This window comes from Variovorax sp. VaC1 (assembly GCF_043658315.1).
GTDB lineage: Bacteria > Pseudomonadota > Gammaproteobacteria > Burkholderiales > Burkholderiaceae_C > Variovorax.
This window is the reverse complement of record NZ_JBIGLT010000009.1, coordinates 188,522-207,673: the sequence shown is the minus strand read 5'-3', so window position 1 is coordinate 207,673 and position 19,152 is coordinate 188,522. Positions and strand designations below refer to the sequence as shown.

The 19,152-nt window shown below is 67.2% G+C and carries 20 protein-coding genes, 1 tRNA gene and 1 pseudogene; 11 read left to right on the top strand and 11 right to left on the bottom strand.

The genetic code is table 11. The features are described 5' to 3' along the window. Positions 1 to 2 precede the first annotated feature (2 nt). Both ACGLHS_RS30795 and ACGLHS_RS30790 read right to left on the bottom strand, forming a co-directional pair. Entirely contained in the window at positions 3 to 554 is a 552-nt protein-coding gene (locus ACGLHS_RS30795) for an RNA 2'-phosphotransferase (protein WP_394485607.1), read from the bottom strand. Then, positions 551 to 1,471: a LysR family transcriptional regulator gene (locus ACGLHS_RS30790; RefSeq protein WP_394485605.1), complete on the bottom strand. Its 921-nt coding sequence runs from the start codon at positions 1,469 to 1,471 to the stop codon at positions 551 to 553. The genes ACGLHS_RS30795 and ACGLHS_RS30790 overlap by 4 nt, the downstream gene beginning before the upstream one ends. A 96-nt stretch (positions 1,472 to 1,567) precedes the next feature. Here ACGLHS_RS30790 and ACGLHS_RS30785 point away from each other — a divergent pair, with 96 nt between their 5' ends. Continuing rightward, entirely contained in the window at positions 1,568 to 2,065 is a 498-nt protein-coding gene (locus tag ACGLHS_RS30785; RefSeq protein WP_093247225.1) for a hypothetical protein, read from the top strand. A 17-nt stretch (positions 2,066 to 2,082) separates the two neighbouring features. Here the strand turns inward: ACGLHS_RS30785 and ACGLHS_RS30780 are convergent, their stop codons facing one another. The 3 genes from ACGLHS_RS30780 to ACGLHS_RS30770 all read right to left on the bottom strand — a co-directional run bounded on the left by ACGLHS_RS30780 (position 2,083) and on the right by ACGLHS_RS30770 (position 4,203). Further along, positions 2,083 to 2,811, bottom strand: a complete 729-nt coding sequence (locus tag ACGLHS_RS30780; RefSeq protein WP_394485604.1) for a glutathione S-transferase — start codon at positions 2,809 to 2,811, stop codon at positions 2,083 to 2,085. Positions 2,812 to 2,874: 63 nt separating this feature from the next. Then, a complete protein-coding gene (locus ACGLHS_RS30775; protein WP_394485603.1) occupies positions 2,875 to 3,228 on the bottom strand; it encodes an H-NS family nucleoid-associated regulatory protein in 354 nt (117 codons plus the stop codon). A 132-nt stretch (positions 3,229 to 3,360) separates the two neighbouring features. Further along, entirely contained in the window at positions 3,361 to 4,203 is an 843-nt protein-coding gene (locus ACGLHS_RS30770) for a sulfite exporter TauE/SafE family protein (protein WP_394485602.1), read from the bottom strand. Between the two features lie 95 nt (positions 4,204 to 4,298). On the opposite strand from ACGLHS_RS30770, the gene ACGLHS_RS30765 reads away from it, so the two are divergent. Continuing rightward, positions 4,299 to 5,063 carry an AraC family transcriptional regulator gene (locus ACGLHS_RS30765; protein ID WP_394485601.1) on the top strand — a complete coding sequence of 255 codons (765 nt, stop codon included), beginning with the start codon at positions 4,299 to 4,301 and terminating at the stop codon, positions 5,061 to 5,063. Positions 5,064 to 5,106: 43 nt separating this feature from the next. Here ACGLHS_RS30765 and ACGLHS_RS30760 read toward each other — a convergent pair whose 3' ends face one another. The 3 genes and pseudogenes from ACGLHS_RS30760 to ACGLHS_RS30750 form a co-directional block, all read right to left on the bottom strand. Beyond that, a complete protein-coding gene (locus ACGLHS_RS30760) occupies positions 5,107 to 5,325 on the bottom strand; it encodes a hypothetical protein (protein ID WP_394485598.1) in 219 nt (72 codons plus the stop codon). A gap of 61 nt (positions 5,326 to 5,386) precedes the next feature. After that, a tRNA-Arg gene (locus ACGLHS_RS30755) sits at positions 5,387 to 5,461 on the bottom strand. Positions 5,462 to 5,502: 41 nt separating this feature from the next. Beyond that, positions 5,503 to 6,186, bottom strand: a pseudogene (locus ACGLHS_RS30750) (TetR family transcriptional regulator). 177 nt (positions 6,187 to 6,363) lie between these two features. Between ACGLHS_RS30750 and ACGLHS_RS30745 the strand changes: the two are divergent. The 4 genes from ACGLHS_RS30745 to ACGLHS_RS30730 all read left to right on the top strand — a co-directional run bounded on the left by ACGLHS_RS30745 (position 6,364) and on the right by ACGLHS_RS30730 (position 13,018). Beyond that, on the top strand, positions 6,364 to 7,668 hold the full coding sequence (locus ACGLHS_RS30745; protein WP_093247231.1) for an efflux RND transporter periplasmic adaptor subunit: 1,305 nt from the start codon (positions 6,364 to 6,366) through the stop codon (positions 7,666 to 7,668). Positions 7,669 to 7,684: 16 nt separating this feature from the next. Beyond that, positions 7,685 to 10,849 (top strand): efflux RND transporter permease subunit, encoded by a 3,165-nt coding sequence (locus ACGLHS_RS30740; protein WP_394485595.1) that lies wholly within the window; start codon positions 7,685 to 7,687, stop codon positions 10,847 to 10,849. After that, on the top strand, positions 10,842 to 12,260 hold the full coding sequence (locus tag ACGLHS_RS30735; RefSeq protein ID WP_394485593.1) for an efflux transporter outer membrane subunit: 1,419 nt from the start codon (positions 10,842 to 10,844) through the stop codon (positions 12,258 to 12,260). Before ACGLHS_RS30740 ends, ACGLHS_RS30735 begins: the two co-directional genes overlap by 8 nt. 116 nt (positions 12,261 to 12,376) lie before the next feature. Continuing rightward, the gene (locus ACGLHS_RS30730) at positions 12,377 to 13,018 is read left to right on the top strand and encodes a c-type cytochrome (protein ID WP_394485591.1); all 642 of its coding nucleotides are present in this window, start codon (positions 12,377 to 12,379) and stop codon (positions 13,016 to 13,018) included. A 67-nt stretch (positions 13,019 to 13,085) separates the two neighbouring features. Here ACGLHS_RS30730 and ACGLHS_RS30725 read toward each other — a convergent pair whose 3' ends face one another. Genes ACGLHS_RS30725 through ACGLHS_RS30715 form a run of 3 tightly spaced genes read right to left on the bottom strand, consistent with a single transcriptional unit; the run spans position 13,086 to position 15,182 of the window. Next, positions 13,086 to 13,643, bottom strand: a complete 558-nt coding sequence (locus ACGLHS_RS30725) for a DUF2946 family protein (protein WP_394485589.1) — start codon at positions 13,641 to 13,643, stop codon at positions 13,086 to 13,088. Between the two features lie 4 nt (positions 13,644 to 13,647). Continuing rightward, positions 13,648 to 14,673, bottom strand: a complete 1,026-nt coding sequence (locus ACGLHS_RS30720) for a YheT family hydrolase (RefSeq protein ID WP_394485668.1) — start codon at positions 14,671 to 14,673, stop codon at positions 13,648 to 13,650. A 56-nt stretch (positions 14,674 to 14,729) separates the two neighbouring features. Then, positions 14,730 to 15,182 (bottom strand): nuclear transport factor 2 family protein, encoded by a 453-nt coding sequence (locus ACGLHS_RS30715; protein WP_081266065.1) that lies wholly within the window; start codon positions 15,180 to 15,182, stop codon positions 14,730 to 14,732. A gap of 216 nt (positions 15,183 to 15,398) precedes the next feature. Here ACGLHS_RS30715 and rutA point away from each other — a divergent pair, with 216 nt between their 5' ends. Genes rutA through ACGLHS_RS30690 form a run of 5 tightly spaced genes read left to right on the top strand, consistent with a single transcriptional unit; the run spans position 15,399 to position 19,141 of the window. After that, positions 15,399 to 16,511 carry a pyrimidine utilization protein A gene (gene rutA / locus ACGLHS_RS30710; RefSeq protein ID WP_394485587.1) on the top strand — a complete coding sequence of 371 codons (1,113 nt, stop codon included), beginning with the start codon at positions 15,399 to 15,401 and terminating at the stop codon, positions 16,509 to 16,511. Between the two features lie 13 nt (positions 16,512 to 16,524). Then, positions 16,525 to 17,313, top strand: coding sequence for a pyrimidine utilization protein B (rutB, locus tag ACGLHS_RS30705; protein WP_394485586.1), 789 nt, complete (start codon positions 16,525 to 16,527; stop codon positions 17,311 to 17,313). 21 nt (positions 17,314 to 17,334) lie between these two features. Beyond that, positions 17,335 to 17,727, top strand: a complete 393-nt coding sequence (gene rutC / locus ACGLHS_RS30700) for a pyrimidine utilization protein C (RefSeq protein WP_394485584.1) — start codon at positions 17,335 to 17,337, stop codon at positions 17,725 to 17,727. Positions 17,728 to 17,732: 5 nt separating this feature from the next. Beyond that, complete coding sequence (gene rutD / locus ACGLHS_RS30695) at positions 17,733 to 18,548, top strand: pyrimidine utilization protein D (RefSeq protein ID WP_394485582.1); 816 nt, start codon at positions 17,733 to 17,735, stop codon at positions 18,546 to 18,548. Further along, entirely contained in the window at positions 18,545 to 19,141 is a 597-nt protein-coding gene (locus ACGLHS_RS30690; RefSeq protein WP_394485580.1) for a malonic semialdehyde reductase, read from the top strand. The genes rutD and ACGLHS_RS30690 overlap by 4 nt, the downstream gene beginning before the upstream one ends. Positions 19,142 to 19,152: the final 11 nt, after the last annotated feature.

The window sequence follows — 19,152 nt, the reverse complement described above, 5'->3', positions numbered from 1 at the left end:
CGCTACGACGTTCCATCGGATTCCGACAGGAACCCCGGCGGCACGGACTCCGTCAGCCACACCCCGTTCTCCGCACAATGAAACGCATGGCCCAGCGCATGCATGCGGCCCGCGTCGACCCGCAGCACATGCGCCTTGCCATGGCGCTGCCCCACCTGCACGGCGGTGGCCTCGTCGGCCGACAGGTGCACGTGCTGGCGCGTGCCCGGCAGCAAACCGTGTGCGCGGATGGACGCGAGAAAGCGCGTCGCCGTGCCATGAAAGAGCCATGCCGGAGGCGCCACCGACTCGAAGCCGCGCCTGACCTGCGGCGTGGAATGGCCTTGCAGGGCGCGAATGCGCAGCCCATCCGCCGACAGCTCGTAGCGCTTCTTCGCGCCTGAGATTGCCGCAAGCGCAACCGCCGGCCGCGTCAGGCCGCGCCCGTTGGCGACGGCGCCCGCAACCAGCGCATCGATGTCGGCCCAGCCTTCCGCATCGAGCCGCAGGCCGATGGATTCGGGTGCATGCCGCAGCACATAGGCGATGAACTTGCTGGCGTCCTCGGGGGTCATGGCGCTTTTCTTCCGGCCGGTCGAAGAGCGGCCTGCCAATGGTCGCCTTCCGCGATCAGGGCGTCCATGAGCCGTTGCACATGCGGTGTCGGCGCCCTGTCGGCCGCGTGGAACACGTGGTACTCAAGCGGCGGATAGCCATGCAACGGAATTGCCACCAGCCCCTTGGGCATGCGGCAACATGCGTTGACCACCGTCAGACCGAAGCCCAGTTGGGCGAAGCGCAGCATCAGCTCCCAGCCGTTGGCCTCGAGCGAAGGCTGCCAGGGCACCGACTCGGCCTGCAGCAGCCGTCCGAGCAGCTCGCGGTGCGGCTTGCCGGCCGGCGGCACGATCAGTTGCGCCCCTTTCAGATCCCGCAGGCGCACCGACTTGCGCGAAGCCAGTGCATGCGCACGCGGCACGACCAGCACCTGCCCCACGACCGTCAACCGCACGGCATGCAGATCGGCAGGCACCGTGCCGAGCGGCGCGATGCCCAGTTGCGCCTGACCGGCGCGCACCGCCTGGATCGACTCGTCCCGGTTGCGCGTGAGCAGTTGCAGGTGCGGCGATGCACCGGGGCCCGAGAACTGCGACAGCGCCTTGCCCAGCAGGTAGAGGTAGGCGCCCTCGCCCGCCGCCAGCGTGACGGCCGGGCTGTCGCTGCCCGCGGCGATTCCCTTGACGAAGCTGCGGTTCAGCGCGAGCAGCTCCCGCGCGTGCCGGGCAACCTGCTCGCCCGTGGGCGTGAGTTCGAGCGCACTGCCCACCCGCAGGTAAAGCCGGGCATCGAGCTGCTCCGAGAGCTTGCGCACCTTGGCATGCAGCGCAGGCTGGCTGATGTGCAGCAGGCGCGCCGACTCGCTGAAGTTCAGCGTGTCGGCAAACACGGCAAACGACTGCAGCGCATCGAGGTTGGTGCGGGGGATGTCCATCTATCCATTTTATGGATAGCACTTCCAATATCAGTAGTTCCTGGTGATGGGCTTCATTTCTACGATCCGCCTGCTCAAACACACAAGGAACAAGAAATGAAGAACACCCCACACATTCCCCGCCTCGGCATCGACATCGGCCGTGTGCTGATCGCCGCCGAAGGTGCCAACGGCGCGGACACCGCTTTCATCGGAGGCTCGCTGAACGACGCACTGAATACGCCACCCTACGAAGGCATGTTCGACGCCGTGGCCCCGCTGGTGAAGAAGTTCGAAGGCCGCGTCTGGCTGGTCTCGAAATGCGGACCGAGCGTGCAGGCCAAGAGCCGTGCGTGGCTGCTGCACCATCGCTTCTTCGAGCGGACGGGCATGGCACCGGGCAACCTGCGCTTCTGCCTCCAACGGCCCCAGAAGGCCGACCATTGCCGCGAGCTGGGCATCACGCATTTCATCGACGACCGCGCCGACGTGCTGCATCACCTGAAGGGCATCGTGCCGAACCGCTATCTGTTCGGCCCGCAACGCAAGCCGGTGATGGACACGAACCTCGTGCTGCTGCCGGCCTGGAAGGACGCGGCGGCACTCGTCAACTGAGGGCCGAGGCCGTGGTGCTAGCCATCCAGCTCCGCATACCGCCTGAAGATCCCGTCTTCATTGAACGCGATGCGGCGCGGGCTTTGCAGATAGTCGTGTACCCGCTGGCGGCGCTTGATGTTGGCGTGCAATTTTTCGACCGTCGGCGTCGCGATCAACGCCCTTGCCGTGGCCTTCGGAAATGCGTAGTGCAGCCCGTCCACCAGTTGGAACAGCGAAAGATCGGCATAGGTCAGCGTGTCGCCGACCAGATGCAGGTCGCCCGCGGGATTGCGCTGCAGCACCTGCTCGAACCAGTTCAGGAACTTTGGAATGCGCTCTTCGCGAAAGGCCCGCGCGCGCTGCACGGCGGCATCGCGCTGGTCTTCGTAATAGGCACCGGTCGAGATGGGGTGGTGCGTATCGTGCGCCTCGGCCACAGCATCGGCGATGGTGAGCTGCAGTTGATGGGTCCACAGCCCGTCGGACTCGCCGACGCCCGACAGGCCGAGCCGCGGCCCGAGGTACAGCAGGATCGCGGCGGTCTGTCCCACCACGATGTCGCCATCGACGAGGAACGGCGGCGCGAAAGCGGGACGCGCGTTGTTGGGATCGCCGAGACGGCGGCCCAATGCCGATTCGCCTCCGCCGCCGGACGCGGGCAGGCGCGCGACATCGACATAGTCGGCACCGGCCGCTTCGAGCGCGAGACGCACGAATTCACCGCGGCCCTGGATGGTGGGCCAGTAATGGAGTTGGTATGGCATGCGGCCATGGTGTCAGGGTCGGCAAGCCCCCGCAACCCGTCTGGCCGCAGCGTCGACTTTCGACTACGCGGCGAGATCCGCAGGCGTCTTGCCGCTTTCGAGCGCCGCCTTGAACCATGCGGGACGCGGGCCACGGCCGCCCCAGACGTTGCCCTGGTCATCCTTGAAGCGGGGCGCGGCGGCGGATTTTGCGGCAGCCTTCTTCGCACCCTTGCGCCTGGCCACGGGCGCGGCCGATGCCTTGGAGGCCCGGGCCTTGCGCGTGCTCACGCCCAGCTCTTCGGCCGTGAAGCCGTACACCGCGATGGCTTCCTTGATGCGGGCCAGCACACCGGCTGCTTCTTTCTTTCTCAGCGTGTCTGCTTCTTTTTGGAGTTGGGCGATCTGCTTTTGCACCTGAAGATAGGTCTTGGTCATTGCTTGCGTCGTTGTTGGGGGAAGCCAGCGGTGCTTATACACAGATCGGACACACAGCCGGTCATCTTTGGCAATCGTGTTCACATTGTTACCAACCTGACGATGCGGCGGCAAGCGGCGCCCAGCAACCCTTCAACGCAGCGCCATGCCGGCCAACACCGCGAGCAGCAACGCCAGATAGACCCATGTGTGCACGCGGTCCGGAATACGACCGATCAGCGGCGCGGCGACGCGAATGCCCACCAGCGAGCCCACGACCAGGGCGCCGAACGCGGGCACGTCCACATAGCCGACATGCCACCCTTGCAGCGATGAAGTCGAGCGCCATGCCAACGCCATGTAGGTCGCGGTGCCGGCCAGCGCGATCGGCAGCGACAGCGGGTTCGCCATGGCTGTCGCGCGCGTCATGTCGATACCGCGCCGGCGCATCAGCGGCACGGTCATGACGCTGCCGCCCACCCCGAGGAACGCGGCGATGAGGCCGATGACGACGCTGCCGAACGCGGTACCGGCGCGCGACGGCGGACGTATCGCATCCGGCGCGGCGCGCGTGAGAAAGCCGGGGCGCAGCAGGCAGTCGAGGATCGTCGCGCCCAGGTAGGCGACGAACGCCCAGCGCACGAACTCGCCATCGGCCGAGACAGCAGCCGCTGCCCCCACGACGGCGCCGAGGCCGATGAAGCCCAGCAGCGGCCGGACCTGCGTCCAGTCGAGCGTGCCGGCACGCTGGTGCCGCCGGGTCGCGAGCAGCGCGCCAACGATCATCACGCAGGTCGAGGTCGCGACCGCGATGTGCATGGCCGACCGGCCAATGTCGCTGTCCGCGCCATGGGCCGCGATCAGTGCCCGATAAAGCAAGGGAACCACCACGAAGCCGCCACCGAAACCGAACAGCACGGTGGTGACGCCCGCCAGGCAACCAAAGCCGGCGAGCACGAGATAGATCAGCACGAAGCGCCTCCTGAAGACAGACATTGAAGAAGGCCTTTACGATAGATTCGTACCGCGTGGCTTGCTTGCGCAGCTGGGCCAATAATGTTTTCATTTCGGCCAACCGATTCCTGCCCGCCATGCGCAACATTCCGCTCGACTCCGTGGACGCCATCGACCGGCCGGTGCTGGCCATCGGCACCGACTACCCGCCGAACACGCTGCTGCACACGCACAGCCACCGGCGCGCGCAGTTCCTGTATGGCGCGACGGGCGTGATGGAAGTCGGCACCGACGACGGTGCGTGGGTCGTGCCGCCGCAGCGGGGCGTGTGGATTCCGGCCGGCAAGCCGCACCGTGTGCGCATGATGGGCGTGAGCACGCGCAGCCTCTACATCGAACCGCGCGCGGTGCCGCGCAAGGGCGACCAGTGCGAGGTGCTGAGCGTGTCGCCCCTGCTGCGGCAGTTGCTGATGGAGGCGATCGAACTGCCGGCCGCCTACGAGCGACAGGGGCGCGACGGCACCTTGATGCGGCTCGTGCTGCACGAGGTGGCGCGCGCGCAAGCCCTGCCGTTGCATGTGCCGCTGCCCCGCGACCCGGCCCTGGCCAGGCTCTGCGTTGCGTTTCTTCACCAGCCCGACATCCACGCCACGCCGGCGATGTGGGCCGGGCAGTTGAACGTGAGCGAACGCACCTTCAGCCGCCGCTTCAGCCTTGAGACCGGCATGGCCTTCGGCAAGTGGCGCCAGCGCGCCTGCGTGCTGGTCGCGCTATCGCGGCTTGCCGAAGGACAGGCGGTGACCGTGGTCGCGCTGGACCTGGGCTACGACAGTCCGGGTGCGTTCTCGACGATGTTTCGCAAGACGCTGGGCCGGTCACCCTCGCACTTCGTCATGTCCTGAGACGCTTGAGGAAAGCAAGAGCGCGGCGAGCCGGCGGGCCCGCTCACCAGAATTTCCACCAGGCGCGCTTGGCCTCGCGCAACGCGAGCGGGCGGGTGTCGAGGTCGGCGGCCTGGGTGGGGATGATCGAGTCCCCCGTGCGCCGCCGCAATTCGGTTTCAAAGGCATGTGCAATGCCGCGCGCCTGCTTCTCGCCGCGCAAGGCCCGGCGACGCCATTCGGCGGCATGCGCTGCGAGGCTGGCCTCGTCCAGATCAGTCAACTCCGTCATGGGTGGGGAAAGAAAAAAACCGGAAGCCTTTGAGAGCTTCCGGTTTGGTATGTGGTCCCGCCGCCAGGAATCGAACCTGGATCTCAGCCTTCGGAGGGCCGAATTCTATCCGTTGAAATACAGCGAGAGAGGGGTCCGGCAAGCACCGGAGCCACGCATTATCGCCTATCAGGCGACGGTCGTTTCGGCGTCGTCCGCGACCGCGATGTGGAGCGACGTCCGGACGAAGCCCAACCCTTCGAAATAGACGCGCAGCGAGTGCCTTCCCATCGGCACGAGGTCGAAGGCCTCGGGGTCGAGCAGCCAGTTCTGGATGAGCCCGCTGATGAGTGCATGCAGGCCCTGCGCGGCCGCATAGCTGGGCACGGGCAGGCGGATGCGATTGCGGCGCGCGGCCAGCTACAGGGCTTTTTCGAAGTCGGCCACGCAGGCATTGCGCGCATCGAGATGGCGCTGCTGCACCGAGGCCATGTCGTGCGTGTACTCGACCTTGTGGGTCGCCACGTCGAACACGCGGCGCACCTGCGGGTCGGTGGTCATGAGGGTCAGGGCGTGGATCATGCCCTCCTCGATCTCGGCCAGCGGGTCGTCGGCGGTGGCGGCCGCGGTGGATGCGCAGATGGCCTTCGGCCCTGCTTCGAGCGGCAGGATGACCCGCTCCATCATCGCGTTGAACAGGTCGGCCTTGTCCTTGAAGTGCCAGTAAATGGCACCACGCGTCGCGCCCGCCTGCTGCGCGATCTGCTGCAGCGAGGTCTGCGAAACACCTTGCGCCTGAAACAGCAGCTCCGCGGCATCGAGCAATCGATGCCGCGTGGCCAATGCTTCTTCCTTCGTACGACGTGCCACCAAGTCTCCTGTTTTGTAAAGACAACGCCCCTTCCGCATCGTGGGGCCATTGAGCGTTGTCACTATACATCCATGAATGTATGTAGACTACCGGGCTTCCCCGATGGCCCGGCTACTTATGCTGGCTTCCCGTTCGCACCGCGAACGCGCCATCTCCCGTCTTCGCTTCAAAGGAATCGCATGCCTCTCCTGCATGTTTCGCGTCAATCGTCCTTTTCGCCGCGTCTCGCGACCGTGGCCGCCGTCGTTCTGCTGGTCCTCGCGGGCTGCGGCAAGAGCGACGCGCCAGCCGGCCCCGGCGGTGGTGGCGGTGGCGCTCATCCAGCGCCCGAGGTGGGCGTGGTGGTGGCTGCGCCGACCGATGTCGGCCTCGTGACCGAACTGCCGGGCCGCCTCGAGGCTTCGCGCATCGCCCAGGTTCGCGCCCGCGCCTCGGGCATCCTGCTCAAGCGCGAATTCCGCGAAGGCAGCGACGTGAAGGCCGGCCAGCTGCTGTTCCGCATCGACCCGGCACCGCTGGTGGCCGCTTCGCAGAACGCCCAGGCCACGCTGGCCCGCGCCGAAGCCAACGCCGTGCAGGCCAAGGCCCTGGCCGATCGCTACAAGCCGCTGGTCGAAGCCAATGCCGTGAGCAAGCAGGAATACGCCACCGCCGTGGCTTCCTACAAGACGGCCGAAGCCGACGTGGCCGCCGGCCGCGCTGCCGTGCAGACCGCCAAGATCAACCTCGGCTACGCCGACGTGACCTCGCCCATCGCGGGCCGCATCGGCCGCGCCCTCGTGACCGAAGGCGCGCTGGTCGGCCAGAGCGACGCCACCGAGCTGGCCGTGGTGCAGCAGATCAACCCGCTGTACGTGAACTTCACGCAGTCGGCCTCCGACGCCATGAAGCTGCGCCGCGCAGTGGCCGCCGGCCAGTACAAGCGCGCGAGCGGCGAAGAGGCCGCCACCATCCGCGTGGTGCTGGAAGACGGCACCGACTACCCGCTCGAAGGCAAGCTGCTGTTCTCCGACCTCACGGTCGACTCCACCACTGGCCAGGTCACGCTGCGCGCCGAAGTGCCCAACCCCAAGGGCGAGCTGCTGCCGGGCCTCTACGTTCGCGTGAAGCTCGAACAGGCGCAGGCCACCAATGCGATCACGCTGCCGCAGCAAGCCGTCACGCGCACCCAGCAGGGCGACACCGTGTCGGTGGTCGACAAGGACGGCAAGATCAGCAAGCGCACCGTGAAGATCAGCGCCGCCAAGGACAACCAGTGGGTGGTGCTCGATGGCCTGAAGGCCGGCGAACAGGTGATGGTCGACGGCTTCCAGAAGCTGCAGATGATGCCGCCCGGAACGCCCGTGAAGGCCGTGCCGTGGACCAAGCCGAACCCGGCTGCCGCGGCCCAACCCACGACATCGGCTGCTCCGGCAGCCCCGGCGGCAGCCGCCGCCGCGAAGCCGGCTGCTGAGCCGGCACCGGCCACGGCCGAGAAGAAGTAATCAGGAGCGCGCCCGCATGGCCAAATTTTTTATCGACCGCCCGATCTTTGCGTGGGTGATCGCACTGTTCATCCTGGTGATGGGCGGTGTGGCAATCACCCAGCTGCCGATCTCGCAGTACCCGCCGGTGGCACCGCCCGCCATCGTGATCAACGTCGCCTACCCCGGCGCCTCGGCCCAGACGCTCGAGGACAGCGTGCTGTCCGTCATCGAGCGTGAAATGAACGGCTCGCCGGGCCTGATCTACATGGAATCGGTGGCCCAGGCCGACGGCACCGGCTCCATCACGATCAGCTTCGAGGCCGGCACCAACGACGACCTCGCACAGGTGGACGTGCAGAACCGGCTGTCGCGCGCAACGCCGCGCCTGCCGGCCGCCGTGACGCAGCAGGGTGTGCGCGTGGACAAGTCGCGCAACAACTTCCTGATGTTCGTGATGCTGTCTTCGGACAACCCGAATTTCGACCCGGTGGCGCTCGGCGACTACGCGGCACGCAACGTCGTGCCCGAGTTGCAGCGCGTCGTCGGCGTGGGCCAGGCCCAGCTGTTCGGCTCCGAAAACGCGATGCGCATCTGGATCGACCCGGCCAAGCTGCAGGGCTTCAACCTGTCGCCGACCGACGTCAACAACGCGATCCGCGCCCAGAACGCGCAGGTGTCGTCCGGCACCATCGGCGACCTGCCGAACATTCCCGGCCAGGCCATCGCGGCCACCGTGGTCGTGAACGGCCAGCTCGCCAACGTCGACCAGTTCAAGGACATCGTCCTGCGCGCCAACACCGACGGCTCGACCGTGCGGCTGAAAGACGTCGCGCGCGTCGAACTCGGCGGCCAGTCGTATGCCACCTCGGCGCGCCTGAACGGCGTGCCGGCGGTCGGTGTCGGTATCCAGCCCACGCCCAACGGCAACGCGCTGCAGTCGGCCAAGGCGATCCGCGCCAAGATGGCCGAACTCGAGCGCTACTTCCCGCAAGGCGTGAAATGGGCCATTCCGTACGACAGCTCGCGCTTCGTGCAGATCTCGATCTCCGAAGTGGTCAAGACGCTGCTGGAAGCCGTGGCGCTGGTGTTCGTGGTGATGTTCCTGTTCCTGCAGAACTGGCGCTACACGATCATCCCGACCATCGTGGTGCCGATCGCGCTGCTCGGTACCTTTGCCACCCTGCTTGCATTGGGCTTCTCGATCAACGTGCTGACCATGTTCGGCATGGTGCTGGTGATCGGTATCGTGGTGGACGATGCCATCGTGGTGGTCGAGAACGTCGAGCGCATCATGAGCGAAGAGGGGCTGTCGCCGCTCGAAGCCACGCGCAAGGCCATGCGGCAGATTTCCGGCGCCATCATCGGCGTGACGGTGGTGCTGATCTCGGTGTTCGTGCCGCTCGCGTTCTTCGCGGGTTCGACCGGCAACATCTACCGCCAGTTCTCGGCGGTGATGGTGGCCTCGATCGCCTTCTCGGCCTTCATGGCGCTGTCGCTCACGCCGGCGCTGTGCGCCACGCTGCTCAAGCCCGTTGAAGCCGGCCACCACCACGAGAAGACCGGCTTCTTCGGCTGGTTCAACCGCGGTTTCGCGCGCACGGCCAAGGGCTATGAAGGCATGGTCGCGCGCATCCTGCGCCGCGCCGCACGCTACCTGGTGATCTACGTCGCGATCATCGGCGCGGTGGTGTTCACCTACACCCGCCTGCCGAGTTCGTTCCTGCCGGAAGAAGACCAGGGCAACATCATCGTCAACGTGCAGTTGCCGCCGGGTGCGACGCAAGAGCGCGCGCTGTCGGTCATGCAGCAGGTCGAAGGCTTCATCATGAAGCAGCCTGAAGTGCAGAGCATCGTGGGCGTGATGGGCTTCAGCTTCTCGGGCCAGGGCCAGAACGCCGGCCTCGCCTTCGTGACGCTGAAGGACTGGTCGGAGCGCAAGGACCCGGCCCACTCGGCCAGCGCGCTCGCCGGCCGTGCCTTCGGTGCGCTCTCGGGCATCCGCGACGCCTTCATCTACCCGCTGAGCCCGCCGCCCATTCCTGAACTGGGCAATGCCAGCGGCTTCAGCTTCCGCCTGCAAGACCGCTCGGGCGCGGGCCACGAGGCACTGATCAACGCACGCAACCAGCTGCTGGGCATGGCTTCGCAGAGCAAGGTGCTCGCGCAGGTTCGCCCCGACGGCCTGGAAGACGCGCCGCAGCTGCAGATCGACATCGACCGCGACAAGGCCAACGCCCTGGGCGTGAGCTTCGACGCGATCAATGCCACGCTGTCGACCGGCCTGGGTTCGAGCTACATCAACGACTTCCCGAACCGCGGCCGCCTGCAGCGCGTGGTGGTGCAGGCCGATGCGCCGGCCCGCATGCAGCCCGACGACCTGCTCAAGCTGAACGCCAGCAACACGCAGGGCCAGCCGGTGCCGCTGTCGGCCTTTGCCACCACCAAGTGGGTGACGGGCGCGACGCAGACCGTGCGCTACAACGGCTACCCCGCGATCCGCATCAGCGGCGACGCAGCCCCGGGCTTCAGCACGGGTGCCGCGATGGCCGAGATGGAAAAGCTCGCCGCGCAGCTGCCGCAAGGCTTCGGCTTCGAGTGGACCGGCCAGTCGCGTGAAGAAAAGCTCGCGGGCTCGCAGGCCATCGTGCTGTACGGCTTCGCGATCCTGGCGGTGTTCCTCTGCCTGGCCGCGCTGTACGAGAGCTGGTCGATCCCGCTGTCGGTGATTCTGGTGGTGCCGCTCGGCGTGCTGGGCGTGCTGGTGGCGACGATGCTGCGCGCCTATTCGAACGACGTGTACTTCCAGGTGGGGCTGATCACCATCATCGGCCTCTCCGCGAAGAACGCGATTCTGATCATCGAGTTCGCGAAGGACCTGCAGGCGCAAGGCAAGGGCATCATCGAATCGGCCCTGGCCGCCGCCCACCTGCGTTTCCGCCCGATCATCATGACCTCGCTGGCCTTCGGCCTGGGCGTGGTGCCGCTGGTGATCGCCTCGGGTGCCGGCTCGGCCAGCCAGCGTGCCATCGGCACCGGCGTGTTGGGCGGCATGGTGACGGGCACGGCGCTCGCGGTGATCTTCGTGCCGGTGTTCTTCGTGGTCGTGCGTACCTTGTTCAAGGGCAGCGCGCGCCAGCACGAAGCCGACAAGCGGCATGCGGAAGCCGCCGGCATCACGGAAGAGAAAGCACATGACTAAGAAACTGATTCCCACAGCCCTGGCCGCCGCGATGCTGCTGGCCGGCTGCTCGCTGATTCCGACCTACGAGCGCCCCGCCGCGCCGGTGCCGACCACCTACCCGGGTGACCCGGCGCAACCGGCCGGCCAGGCTTCGGCCTCGCTGCCCTGGCAGGACTTCTTTGCCGACCCGCGGCTGGCGGGCCTGATCCAGACCGCGCTCGCCAACAACCGCGACCTGCGCGTGTCGGTGCTCAACATCGAGCAGGCGCGCGCGCAGTTCCAGATCGAGCGCTCCAACCTCTTCCCGGCCCTGGGCCTGACGGGCAACGGCTCGCGGTCGAGCCCCAACTCGCTGCAAGGCGTCGACGGCATGGGCAGCGTGGCATCGCAGTACAGCGTCAACTTCGGCTTCACGGCCTGGGAGCTGGACTTCTTCGGCCGCATCCGCGCGCTGAAAGACCAGGCGCTGTCGCAATACCTGGCCACCGAAGAAACGCGCAAGGCCGTGCAGATCAGCCTGATCGCATCGGTCGCCAATGGCTGGCTCACGCTGCTGGCCGACGACGAGTTGCTCGAGCTCACGCGCCAGACGATGGTCACGCGCGACGAGTCGGTGCGCCTGACCAAGATGCGCTTCGACAACGGCGTGTCGTCGGAACTCGACTTCCAGGCCGCGAACTCGCTCGCTGAAACGGCACGCGCAGCCTATGCGCAGCAACAGCGCGCCCGCCTGCAGGACGAGAACGCGCTGGCACTGCTGCTGGGCGCACCGGTGCCGCCCGAAGCCACGGCAGGCGGCGCCAAGGGCCTGGACGGCATCAAGCCGATGCCCGACGTGCCCGCCGGCCTGCCTTCGGACCTGCTGGCCGAGCGGCCGGACATCCGCGCGGCAGAGCAGCAGCTGATTGCGGCCAACGCCAACATTGGCGCGGCGCGCGCGAACTTCTTCCCGCGCGTCTCGCTGACCAGCGGCATCGGCACCGCCAGCACCGAGTTCTCGGGCCTGTTCGACCGTGGCTCCAAGGCCTGGTCCTTCGCGCCGACGGTCACGCTGCCGATCTTCGATGCGGGCCGCAACTTCGCCACGCTCAACTCGGCGAAGGCCGGACGCGAGATCGCCGTGGCGCAGTACGAGAAGTCGGTACAGACCGCCTTCCGTGAAGTGGCCGATGCGCTCGCGGGCCGCGCCACGCTGGGCGAGCAGGTGCGCGCGCAGCGTGCGCAGGCCGATGCCGAAGCCGTGCGCTTCAAGCTCTCCGACCTGCGCTATCGCAACGGCATCGCCAGCGCGCTCGACCTGCTCGACGCACAGCGCTCGCTGTTCACGGCGCAGCAATCGGCGGTCAACGTGCGCCTGCTGCAGCTGCAGAACCAGGTCACGCTGTACAAGACGCTGGGTGGCGGCTGGGCCACACGCGACAAGGGTTGAGACGCCTCGGCATCCGATATCGGGAGGCCAATTGCCCGCTGGGGCAAGGGGCCTCTCTATAATCGCCGGTTGGTTAGAGACAAGCCCCCCGACGAGCCCCCGATTTTGAGGACGCCATGAGCGCAGACCCGCATAACCAGGCCACAGAAGAAGCCCATACCGGGCCGATCAAGAACCCGAAGCAGCTGCTGCTGGCGGTATTTTTCTCCTTCATTGCCCCGATCCTGATCATCGTGGGTCTTGTCTCCTACGTGGTCTCGGGCACCAAGCCCGCCGGCACCGCGGAAGGTGACAACATGGCGCTCTACGGGGTGACCAAGGAAGCACGCGACCGCGAAGTGGCCGAGCGCCTCAAGAAGGTCGGCGCCATCGAGATCCGCGACGCCAACCGCCCGCTCGCGACCGGCGAGGCCGTCTTCAAGGCCCAGTGCGTCACCTGCCACGGCGCGCCCGGCATTCCCGGCGCACCGCACCTGAGCGATGCCGCGGCCTGGGGCCCACGCATCGGCCAGGGCTACGCCACCCTCCTCGAACACGCCCTGAAGGGCAAGGGCGCCATGCCCGCCCAGGGCGGCGGCGACTTCGAAGACCTCGAAGTGGGCCGTGCCGTGGTCTACATGGCGAACGCCGGCGGCGCCAAGTTCCCGGTGCCGGATCGCCCGGCTGCCGCGACACCCGCCGAAGGTGCGTCGGATGCAGCGCCCGCGACCCCGACCGCCGCAGCGGCGCCTGCCGCCAGCGCGCCCGCAGCCAACTGAGCGCGATCGCTCCAATCAAAAAGCCGGCCCAGCGCCGGCTTTTTTATTGGTCACGTCGAACCGCGAGCTATTGTTTTGATAGCGACACGGCGGCAGCATGATGCGCCGCCGGACTCAGCACATGCCCGAAGCGGCCGGGCAGTTCGCTGGCCTGCACCGCTTCCGGCGTCCAGAGGCCCCGCTCGATGGCTTCGGCCGCGATGCCCACGTCCTGCGTGTGAACCAGCCCGAGACCGATCGGCGCAACCAGATAGAGCAGGCCTTCCTCGTCGAGCAGGCAGGCGGACACCTCGGCCACCTGGCCCGAATGGGCCGTGACCGTGAAGCCACCGCCCTCCTCGGCCACGCGCCACACCAGCGGTGCGGCCTCCAACTCCACATAGACACGCTGCGGCCCGTTCTGGAAGAACCACTGCCCTTCGTCGTCGTGCTCGTAGTTGCGGTGAATGAAGTCGATCAGCTTGTCGTGCCGCAGCATCGAGCCCTTGGCCACGCGGAACGGGCCCTGGGCCTGGGTGCGGTCGTCGCGCATGTACCAGTTGCCGCGCGCATCGAGGCCGAGCCAGCCGTAGCAGTCGGGCACGTTGGGCCATTTGGCGAGTGCTTGTTTGACGATGTCGTCCATGGCGTCATTCTCCCGCCGGTTGCGCGCTCGGGCCGTCAGCCAATGCGCCGCCATGCACCTGCAGCCAGGAACCGACCCGCTCCGGCATGCCGCGCACATGTCCTGGCGGCAGCCCCATCGGAAAGCCCACGTGCCCGCCATGCGCGGGCTGCCACAGCGTGACATGCGCACCGACCTCGCCGGGGCGCGGCAGGCTGCTTGCGGGAATGAACGGATCGTTGCGGGCGTTCACCACCAGCGCGGGCACGCGGATGCGATTCAGGTGCGGCTTGGCCGAGCCCCGGGCCCAGTAGTCGTCGGCATCGCGAAAGCCATGCAACGGCGCGGTGAAGACATCGTCGAAGGCGTAGAGGTCGCGTGCGGCGAGCAGCCGGTCGCGATCGAACAGCCCCGGAAACTGCGCCAGCTTGGCCAGCGCCTTGGGCTTCATCGTCGCAAGGAACATCCGCGTGTAGACCAGCCGGTTGAAACCCCGCCCGATGGCATCGCCACCCGCCGCGAGGTCGAGCGGCGCGCACACCGAGGCCACCGCGCTCACCACGCCGGCCGCCGTGTCGCCGGCTTCGCAGGCCCAGCGCATCAGCGCATTGCCGCCGAGCGACACGCCCGCCGCCAGCACCGGGCCGCCGCCGCGCTGCGCGTGCCGTTCGCGCATGCGCGCCAGGATCCAGCCGATTTCTTCGAAATCACCCGAGTGGTAAGCGCGCGGTGCCAGGTTCATCTCGCCGCTGCAGCCGCGGAAGTGCGGCACCGCGAATGCCATGCCGCGCGACGCGGCGAAGTCTGCAAAAGCCTCGGCGTAGTGGCTGCGCGAAGAACCTTCGAGGCCATGGAACAGCACCAGCAGCGGCGCCTTCGATGCCGATGCGGGCGCATCGACGAAATCGACGTCGACGAAATCGCCATCGGGCGCGGTCCAGCGCTCGCGGCGATAGACCGGCGCCGGCCCGTCGAAGCGCCTTGCATACAGCGCCGGCCAGATGGTCTGCAGGTTGCCGCCGGGCAGCCAGCGCGGCGCCATGTAATCCATCGCCGACTGGGGCGACGAGGAAGTGGAGGGGGAAGAAGAAAGAACGGCGGAAGACATCAATGCAGGGTCTGGGGCGGATCGTTCGCGTCGTCGGGCTCGCGCGCGCTGCCGGGGCTTGCATGGTGCGCCACCAGCCGCCAGCCCTGCGCGGTCTTGTGATAGACGTTGGTGGCCAGCACGAAGGCGTGGCGCGGGCCTTCGGCCGTGAGCACCTCGATGCGCTCCAGCACGTTGTGCACCGCGCTCGCCAAAGACTCGATCTTGCGCACCCGCGCCGGCGTGGCGTGGATCGCGCCATTGCCGAACATCTGCTCGAAGGCCGCGCGGATCGCCACGGCCCCCACGAGGCGCGGACCGCCGGGGTGCACGCAGAACACCTCGTCTTCGTCGGCCCAGCAGGCCATCAACGCATCGATGTCGCCGCGTTGCAGCGCTTCGTAGAAGGCGGCTTCGACGTCATCGGCAGTGCCGCCGATGGCCGCGGCGGCGCGGAGTGGTGTCTTGGGCATGGCGTGATTTTGCCGCGCCGTCCGTGACGCCGGCACTGCACCGCTTTGGTCCGGTCCGCACCGCGCCGTCGCAGCGCTTTCGATTCGCTCGCTCCGTTTTGGACCATTTGGTCAAAACAAAATGGAGAAATCGAGTTAACCCATTGATTTGAAATGACTTATTGAATTGGCACGGCACATGCAAGGAGCTTCGCAACCCGCAACAGGAGCCCTTTCATGAACGTCGGCATCTTCATTCCCATCGGCAACAACGGCTGGCTGCTTTCCGAAAACGCACCGCAGTACAAGCCCAGTTTCGAGCTCAACAAAGAGATCACGCTGAAGGCCGAGCGCTACGGCGTCGACTTCGCGCTGTCGATGATCAAGCTGCGCGGCTTCGGCGGAAAAACAGAGTTCTGGGACCACAACCTCGAGTCCTTCACGCTCATGGCCGGCCTGGCCGCCGTCACCAGCAGGATCAAGCTCTTCGCCACGGCCGCCTCGCTGGTGATGCCGCCGGCCATCGTCGCGCGCATGGGCTCGACCATCGACTCGATCTCCAACGGCCGCTTCGGCCTGAACCTCGTCACCGGCTGGCAGCGGCCCGAGTACTCGCAGATGGGCATGTGGCCCGGCGACCAGTTCTTCAGCACGCGCTACCAGTACCTGTCCGAATACATCCAGGTGCTGCGCGACCTCTGGGGCACCGGCCAGTCGGACTTCAAGGGCGAGCACTTCCAGATGGACGACTGCCGCCTGAGCCCGCAGCCACAGGCCGACATGAAGGTGATCTGCGCCGGCCAAAGCGACGCGGGCATGGACTTCTCCGCGAAGTACGCCGACTACAACTTCTGCTTCGGCAAGGGCGTGAACACGCCGAAGGCCTTTGCGCCCGCCGCCGAAAAGCTCATCGAAGCCACGCGCAAGACCGGTCGCCACGTCACGACCTACGTGCTGATGATGGTGATCGCCGACGAAACCGACGAGGCCGCGCGCGCCAAGTGGGAGCACTACAAGGCCGGCGCCGACCACGAGGCCATCGCATGGCTGGGCCAGCAAGGCGCGGCCGACACCAAGTCGGGTGCGGACACCAACGTGCGCCAGATGGCCGACCCGACCTCGGCCGTGAACATCAACATGGGCACGCTCGTCGGCTCCTATGAAACCGTTGCGCGCCTGCTCGACGAAGTGGCCGAGGTGCCCGGCACCGAAGGCGTGTTGCTGACCTTCGACGACTTCGTGCAAGGCGTCGAAGCCTTCGGCGAGCGCATCCAGCCGCTGATGAAGAGCCGTGCACACGTGCAAAGCCCCGTGCCGTCGCAGGCCGAGCCCGAGCGCCTTGCAGCCTGAAGAGGAGACGCGCATGACCACGCCCAAGAACACCACCCTCACCTCGACCACGCCCGTCGGCGCACCGCGCGTGCCCGGCGCCCCCGCCCCGCTGGTGCTGCCCGCGCGGCCCGAGCCGCTCGCGCTGCACGCCACCGATTCCGCGCTCATCGTGGTCGACATGCAGAACGCCTACGCATCGATCGGCGGCTATGTCGATTCGGCCGGCTTCGACATCTCGGGTGCGCAAGGCACCATCGCCAACATCGCGCGCAGCATCGCGGCGGCACGCGCGGCCGGCATGCTCATCGTGTTCCTGCAGAACGGCTGGGACGCGGCGTATGTCGAAGCGGGCGGCCCCGGCTCGCCCAACTGGCACAAGTCGAACGCGCTCAAGACCATGCGCGCCAAGCCCGAGTTGCAGGGCAAGTTCCTCGCCAAGGGCGGCTGGGACTACGAACTCATCGACCCGATGAAGCCGCAGCCCGGCGACATCGTCGTGCCCAAGACGCGCTACAGCGGCTTCTTCAACAGCACGCTCGACAGCACGCTGCGCGCGCGCGGCATCCGCCACCTCGTGTTCACCGGCATCGCGACCAACGTGTGCGTCGAATCCACATTGCGCGATGCCTTTCACCTCGAATATTTCGCCGTGATGCTCGAAGACGCGACGCACGAACTCGGCGGCCCCGCGATCCAGAAGGCCTCGGTCTACAACGTCGAGACCTTTTTCGGATGGGTCTCCACGGTGGACCAGTTCTGCGCCACTTTCGCGCCCGAAGCCGTACCCCAACCCGCAGCGGCCGAAGCGGCCATCGCCTGATTCACTTCAAGGAGTTTCCGAATGCCCAAGCAAGCCATCATCCCGCCCGGCACCGGCGTGCCGCTCGCCCCTTACGTCCCCGGCACGCTCGCCGACGGCGTGCTCTATGTATCGGGCACCCTGCCCTTCGACAAGGACAACAACGTGGTCCATGTCGGCGATGCCGCCGCGCAGGCGCGCCACGTGCTCACCACCATCCAGGGCGTGGTCGAAGCCGCCGGCGGCACCATGGACGACGTGACCTTCAACCAGATCATGCTCAAGGACTGGGCCGACTACGCGAAGATCAATGCGGTGTACGCCGACTTCTTTTCCGGCACCAAGCCCGCGCGCTACTGCATCCAGTGCGGCCTCGTGAAGCCCGATGCGCTGATCGAGATCGCCTCGATCGCCCACATCGGAAACAAGGCCTGAACGCGATGAGCGCGCTGCACTGCGAGGTGCACGGGCCGTCCGATGCGGCGGCCACCGTGCTGCTGTCGTCCGGCCTCGGCGGCTCGGCCGGGTTCTGGCAGCCGCAGCTCGGAGCGCTGGTCGACGCGGGCTACCGCGTGGTTGCGTACGACCAGCGCGGCACGGGCCGCAGCCCCGCCGCATTGCCCGAGGCCTATGCGATTGCCGACATGGCGCGCGACGTGATCGACATGCTCGACGCCACGAACACCGCGCAGTGCCACTTCGCCGGCCATGCGCTCGGTGGACTCGTCGGCCTGCAGCTTGCGCTCGACGCGCCCGAGCGCATTGCCAGCCTGGTGCTCATCAACGCATGGTCGAAGCCCAACCCGCATTCGGCGCGCTGCTTCGATGCGCGGCTCACGCTGCTGGGTACCAGCGGCCCGCGTGCCTACGTGGAAGCGCAGCCGATCTTTCTCTACCCCGCCGCATGGTGCGCCGAGCATGCACAGCGCGTGGCCGATGAAGTCGATCACGCCTTCGCGCATTTCCCCGGCGAGGCCAACATGCGCGCGCGCATCGCCGCATTGCGCGCCTTCGACATCGACGCACGCCTTGCCGACATCGCCGCCCCCACGCTGGTCGCCGCCGCCAAGGACGACGTGCTCGTGCCCTGGACCTGCTCGCAGCGCCTGGCCGATGGCCTGCGCGACGTGACGCTCGACTTCATGCCACACGGCGGCCATGCGCACAGCGTGACCGAGGCCGATGCCTTCAACCGCAGCCTGCTCGACTTTCTCTCGCGGGTGAGCGCACCCACTCAATCCACAGTCCCCGCATGACCACCACATCCACACTCGACGACGCGGCCCTGTCGCTTCTTTTCACCGGCGCGCGCAGCCACAACGGCTGGACCGATGAACCGGTGTCCGACGCACAACTGCAGCAGGTCTACGCACTCGCCAGCCTCGGCCCGACCTCGGCCAACTGCTCGCCCGCGCGCTTCGTCTTCGTGCGAACGCCCGAAGGCAAGCAGCGCCTGGCGCCCGCGCTGTCGAAGGGCAACCTCGACAAGACCATGAACGCGCCGGTCACGGTGATCGCCGCATGGGACCGCAAGTTCTACGACAAGCTGCCCACGCTGTTCCCGCATGCCGACGCGCGCAGCTGGTTCACCGGCAGCCCCGAGGCCGCGCACGAGACGGCCTTTCGCAATGCCAGCCTGCAGGCCGGCTACCTGCTGCTCGCAGCGCGCGCCGTGGGCCTCGACGCCGGCCCGATGTCGGGCTTCGACAAGGCGAAGGTCGATGCCGCCTTCTTCGAGGGCACCGACTGGAGCGCCAACTTCCTCATCAACCTCGGCCACGGCGACGTGTCGAAGGTGTTCGGCCGCCTGCCGCGGCTGCCCTTCGACGAAGCCTGCCTGCTGGCCTGAAAAAGTCACCC

Coding starts and splice junctions, on each gene's coding strand:
- ACGLHS_RS30795 (WP_394485607.1), bottom strand. CDS start 554: ATGACCCCCGAGGACGCCAGCAAGTTCATCGCCTATGTGCTGCGGCAT.
- ACGLHS_RS30790 (WP_394485605.1), bottom strand. CDS start 1,471: ATGGACATCCCCCGCACCAACCTCGATGCGCTGCAGTCGTTTGCCGTG.
- ACGLHS_RS30785 (WP_093247225.1), top strand. CDS start 1,568: ATGAAGAACACCCCACACATTCCCCGCCTCGGCATCGACATCGGCCGT.
- ACGLHS_RS30780 (WP_394485604.1), bottom strand. CDS start 2,811: ATGCCATACCAACTCCATTACTGGCCCACCATCCAGGGCCGCGGTGAA.
- ACGLHS_RS30775 (WP_394485603.1), bottom strand. CDS start 3,228: ATGACCAAGACCTATCTTCAGGTGCAAAAGCAGATCGCCCAACTCCAA.
- ACGLHS_RS30770 (WP_394485602.1), bottom strand. CDS start 4,203: ATGTCTGTCTTCAGGAGGCGCTTCGTGCTGATCTATCTCGTGCTCGCC.
- ACGLHS_RS30765 (WP_394485601.1), top strand. CDS start 4,299: ATGCGCAACATTCCGCTCGACTCCGTGGACGCCATCGACCGGCCGGTG.
- ACGLHS_RS30745 (WP_093247231.1), top strand. CDS start 6,364: ATGCCTCTCCTGCATGTTTCGCGTCAATCGTCCTTTTCGCCGCGTCTC.
- ACGLHS_RS30740 (WP_394485595.1), top strand. CDS start 7,685: ATGGCCAAATTTTTTATCGACCGCCCGATCTTTGCGTGGGTGATCGCA.
- ACGLHS_RS30735 (WP_394485593.1), top strand. CDS start 10,842: ATGACTAAGAAACTGATTCCCACAGCCCTGGCCGCCGCGATGCTGCTG.
- ACGLHS_RS30730 (WP_394485591.1), top strand. CDS start 12,377: ATGAGCGCAGACCCGCATAACCAGGCCACAGAAGAAGCCCATACCGGG.
- ACGLHS_RS30725 (WP_394485589.1), bottom strand. CDS start 13,643: ATGGACGACATCGTCAAACAAGCACTCGCCAAATGGCCCAACGTGCCC.
- ACGLHS_RS30720 (WP_394485668.1), bottom strand. CDS start 14,673: ATGGATTACATGGCGCCGCGCTGGCTGCCCGGCGGCAACCTGCAGACC.
- ACGLHS_RS30715 (WP_081266065.1), bottom strand. CDS start 15,182: ATGCCCAAGACACCACTCCGCGCCGCCGCGGCCATCGGCGGCACTGCC.
- rutA (WP_394485587.1), top strand. CDS start 15,399: ATGAACGTCGGCATCTTCATTCCCATCGGCAACAACGGCTGGCTGCTT.
- rutB (WP_394485586.1), top strand. CDS start 16,525: ATGACCACGCCCAAGAACACCACCCTCACCTCGACCACGCCCGTCGGC.
- rutC (WP_394485584.1), top strand. CDS start 17,335: ATGCCCAAGCAAGCCATCATCCCGCCCGGCACCGGCGTGCCGCTCGCC.
- rutD (WP_394485582.1), top strand. CDS start 17,733: ATGAGCGCGCTGCACTGCGAGGTGCACGGGCCGTCCGATGCGGCGGCC.
- ACGLHS_RS30690 (WP_394485580.1), top strand. CDS start 18,545: ATGACCACCACATCCACACTCGACGACGCGGCCCTGTCGCTTCTTTTC.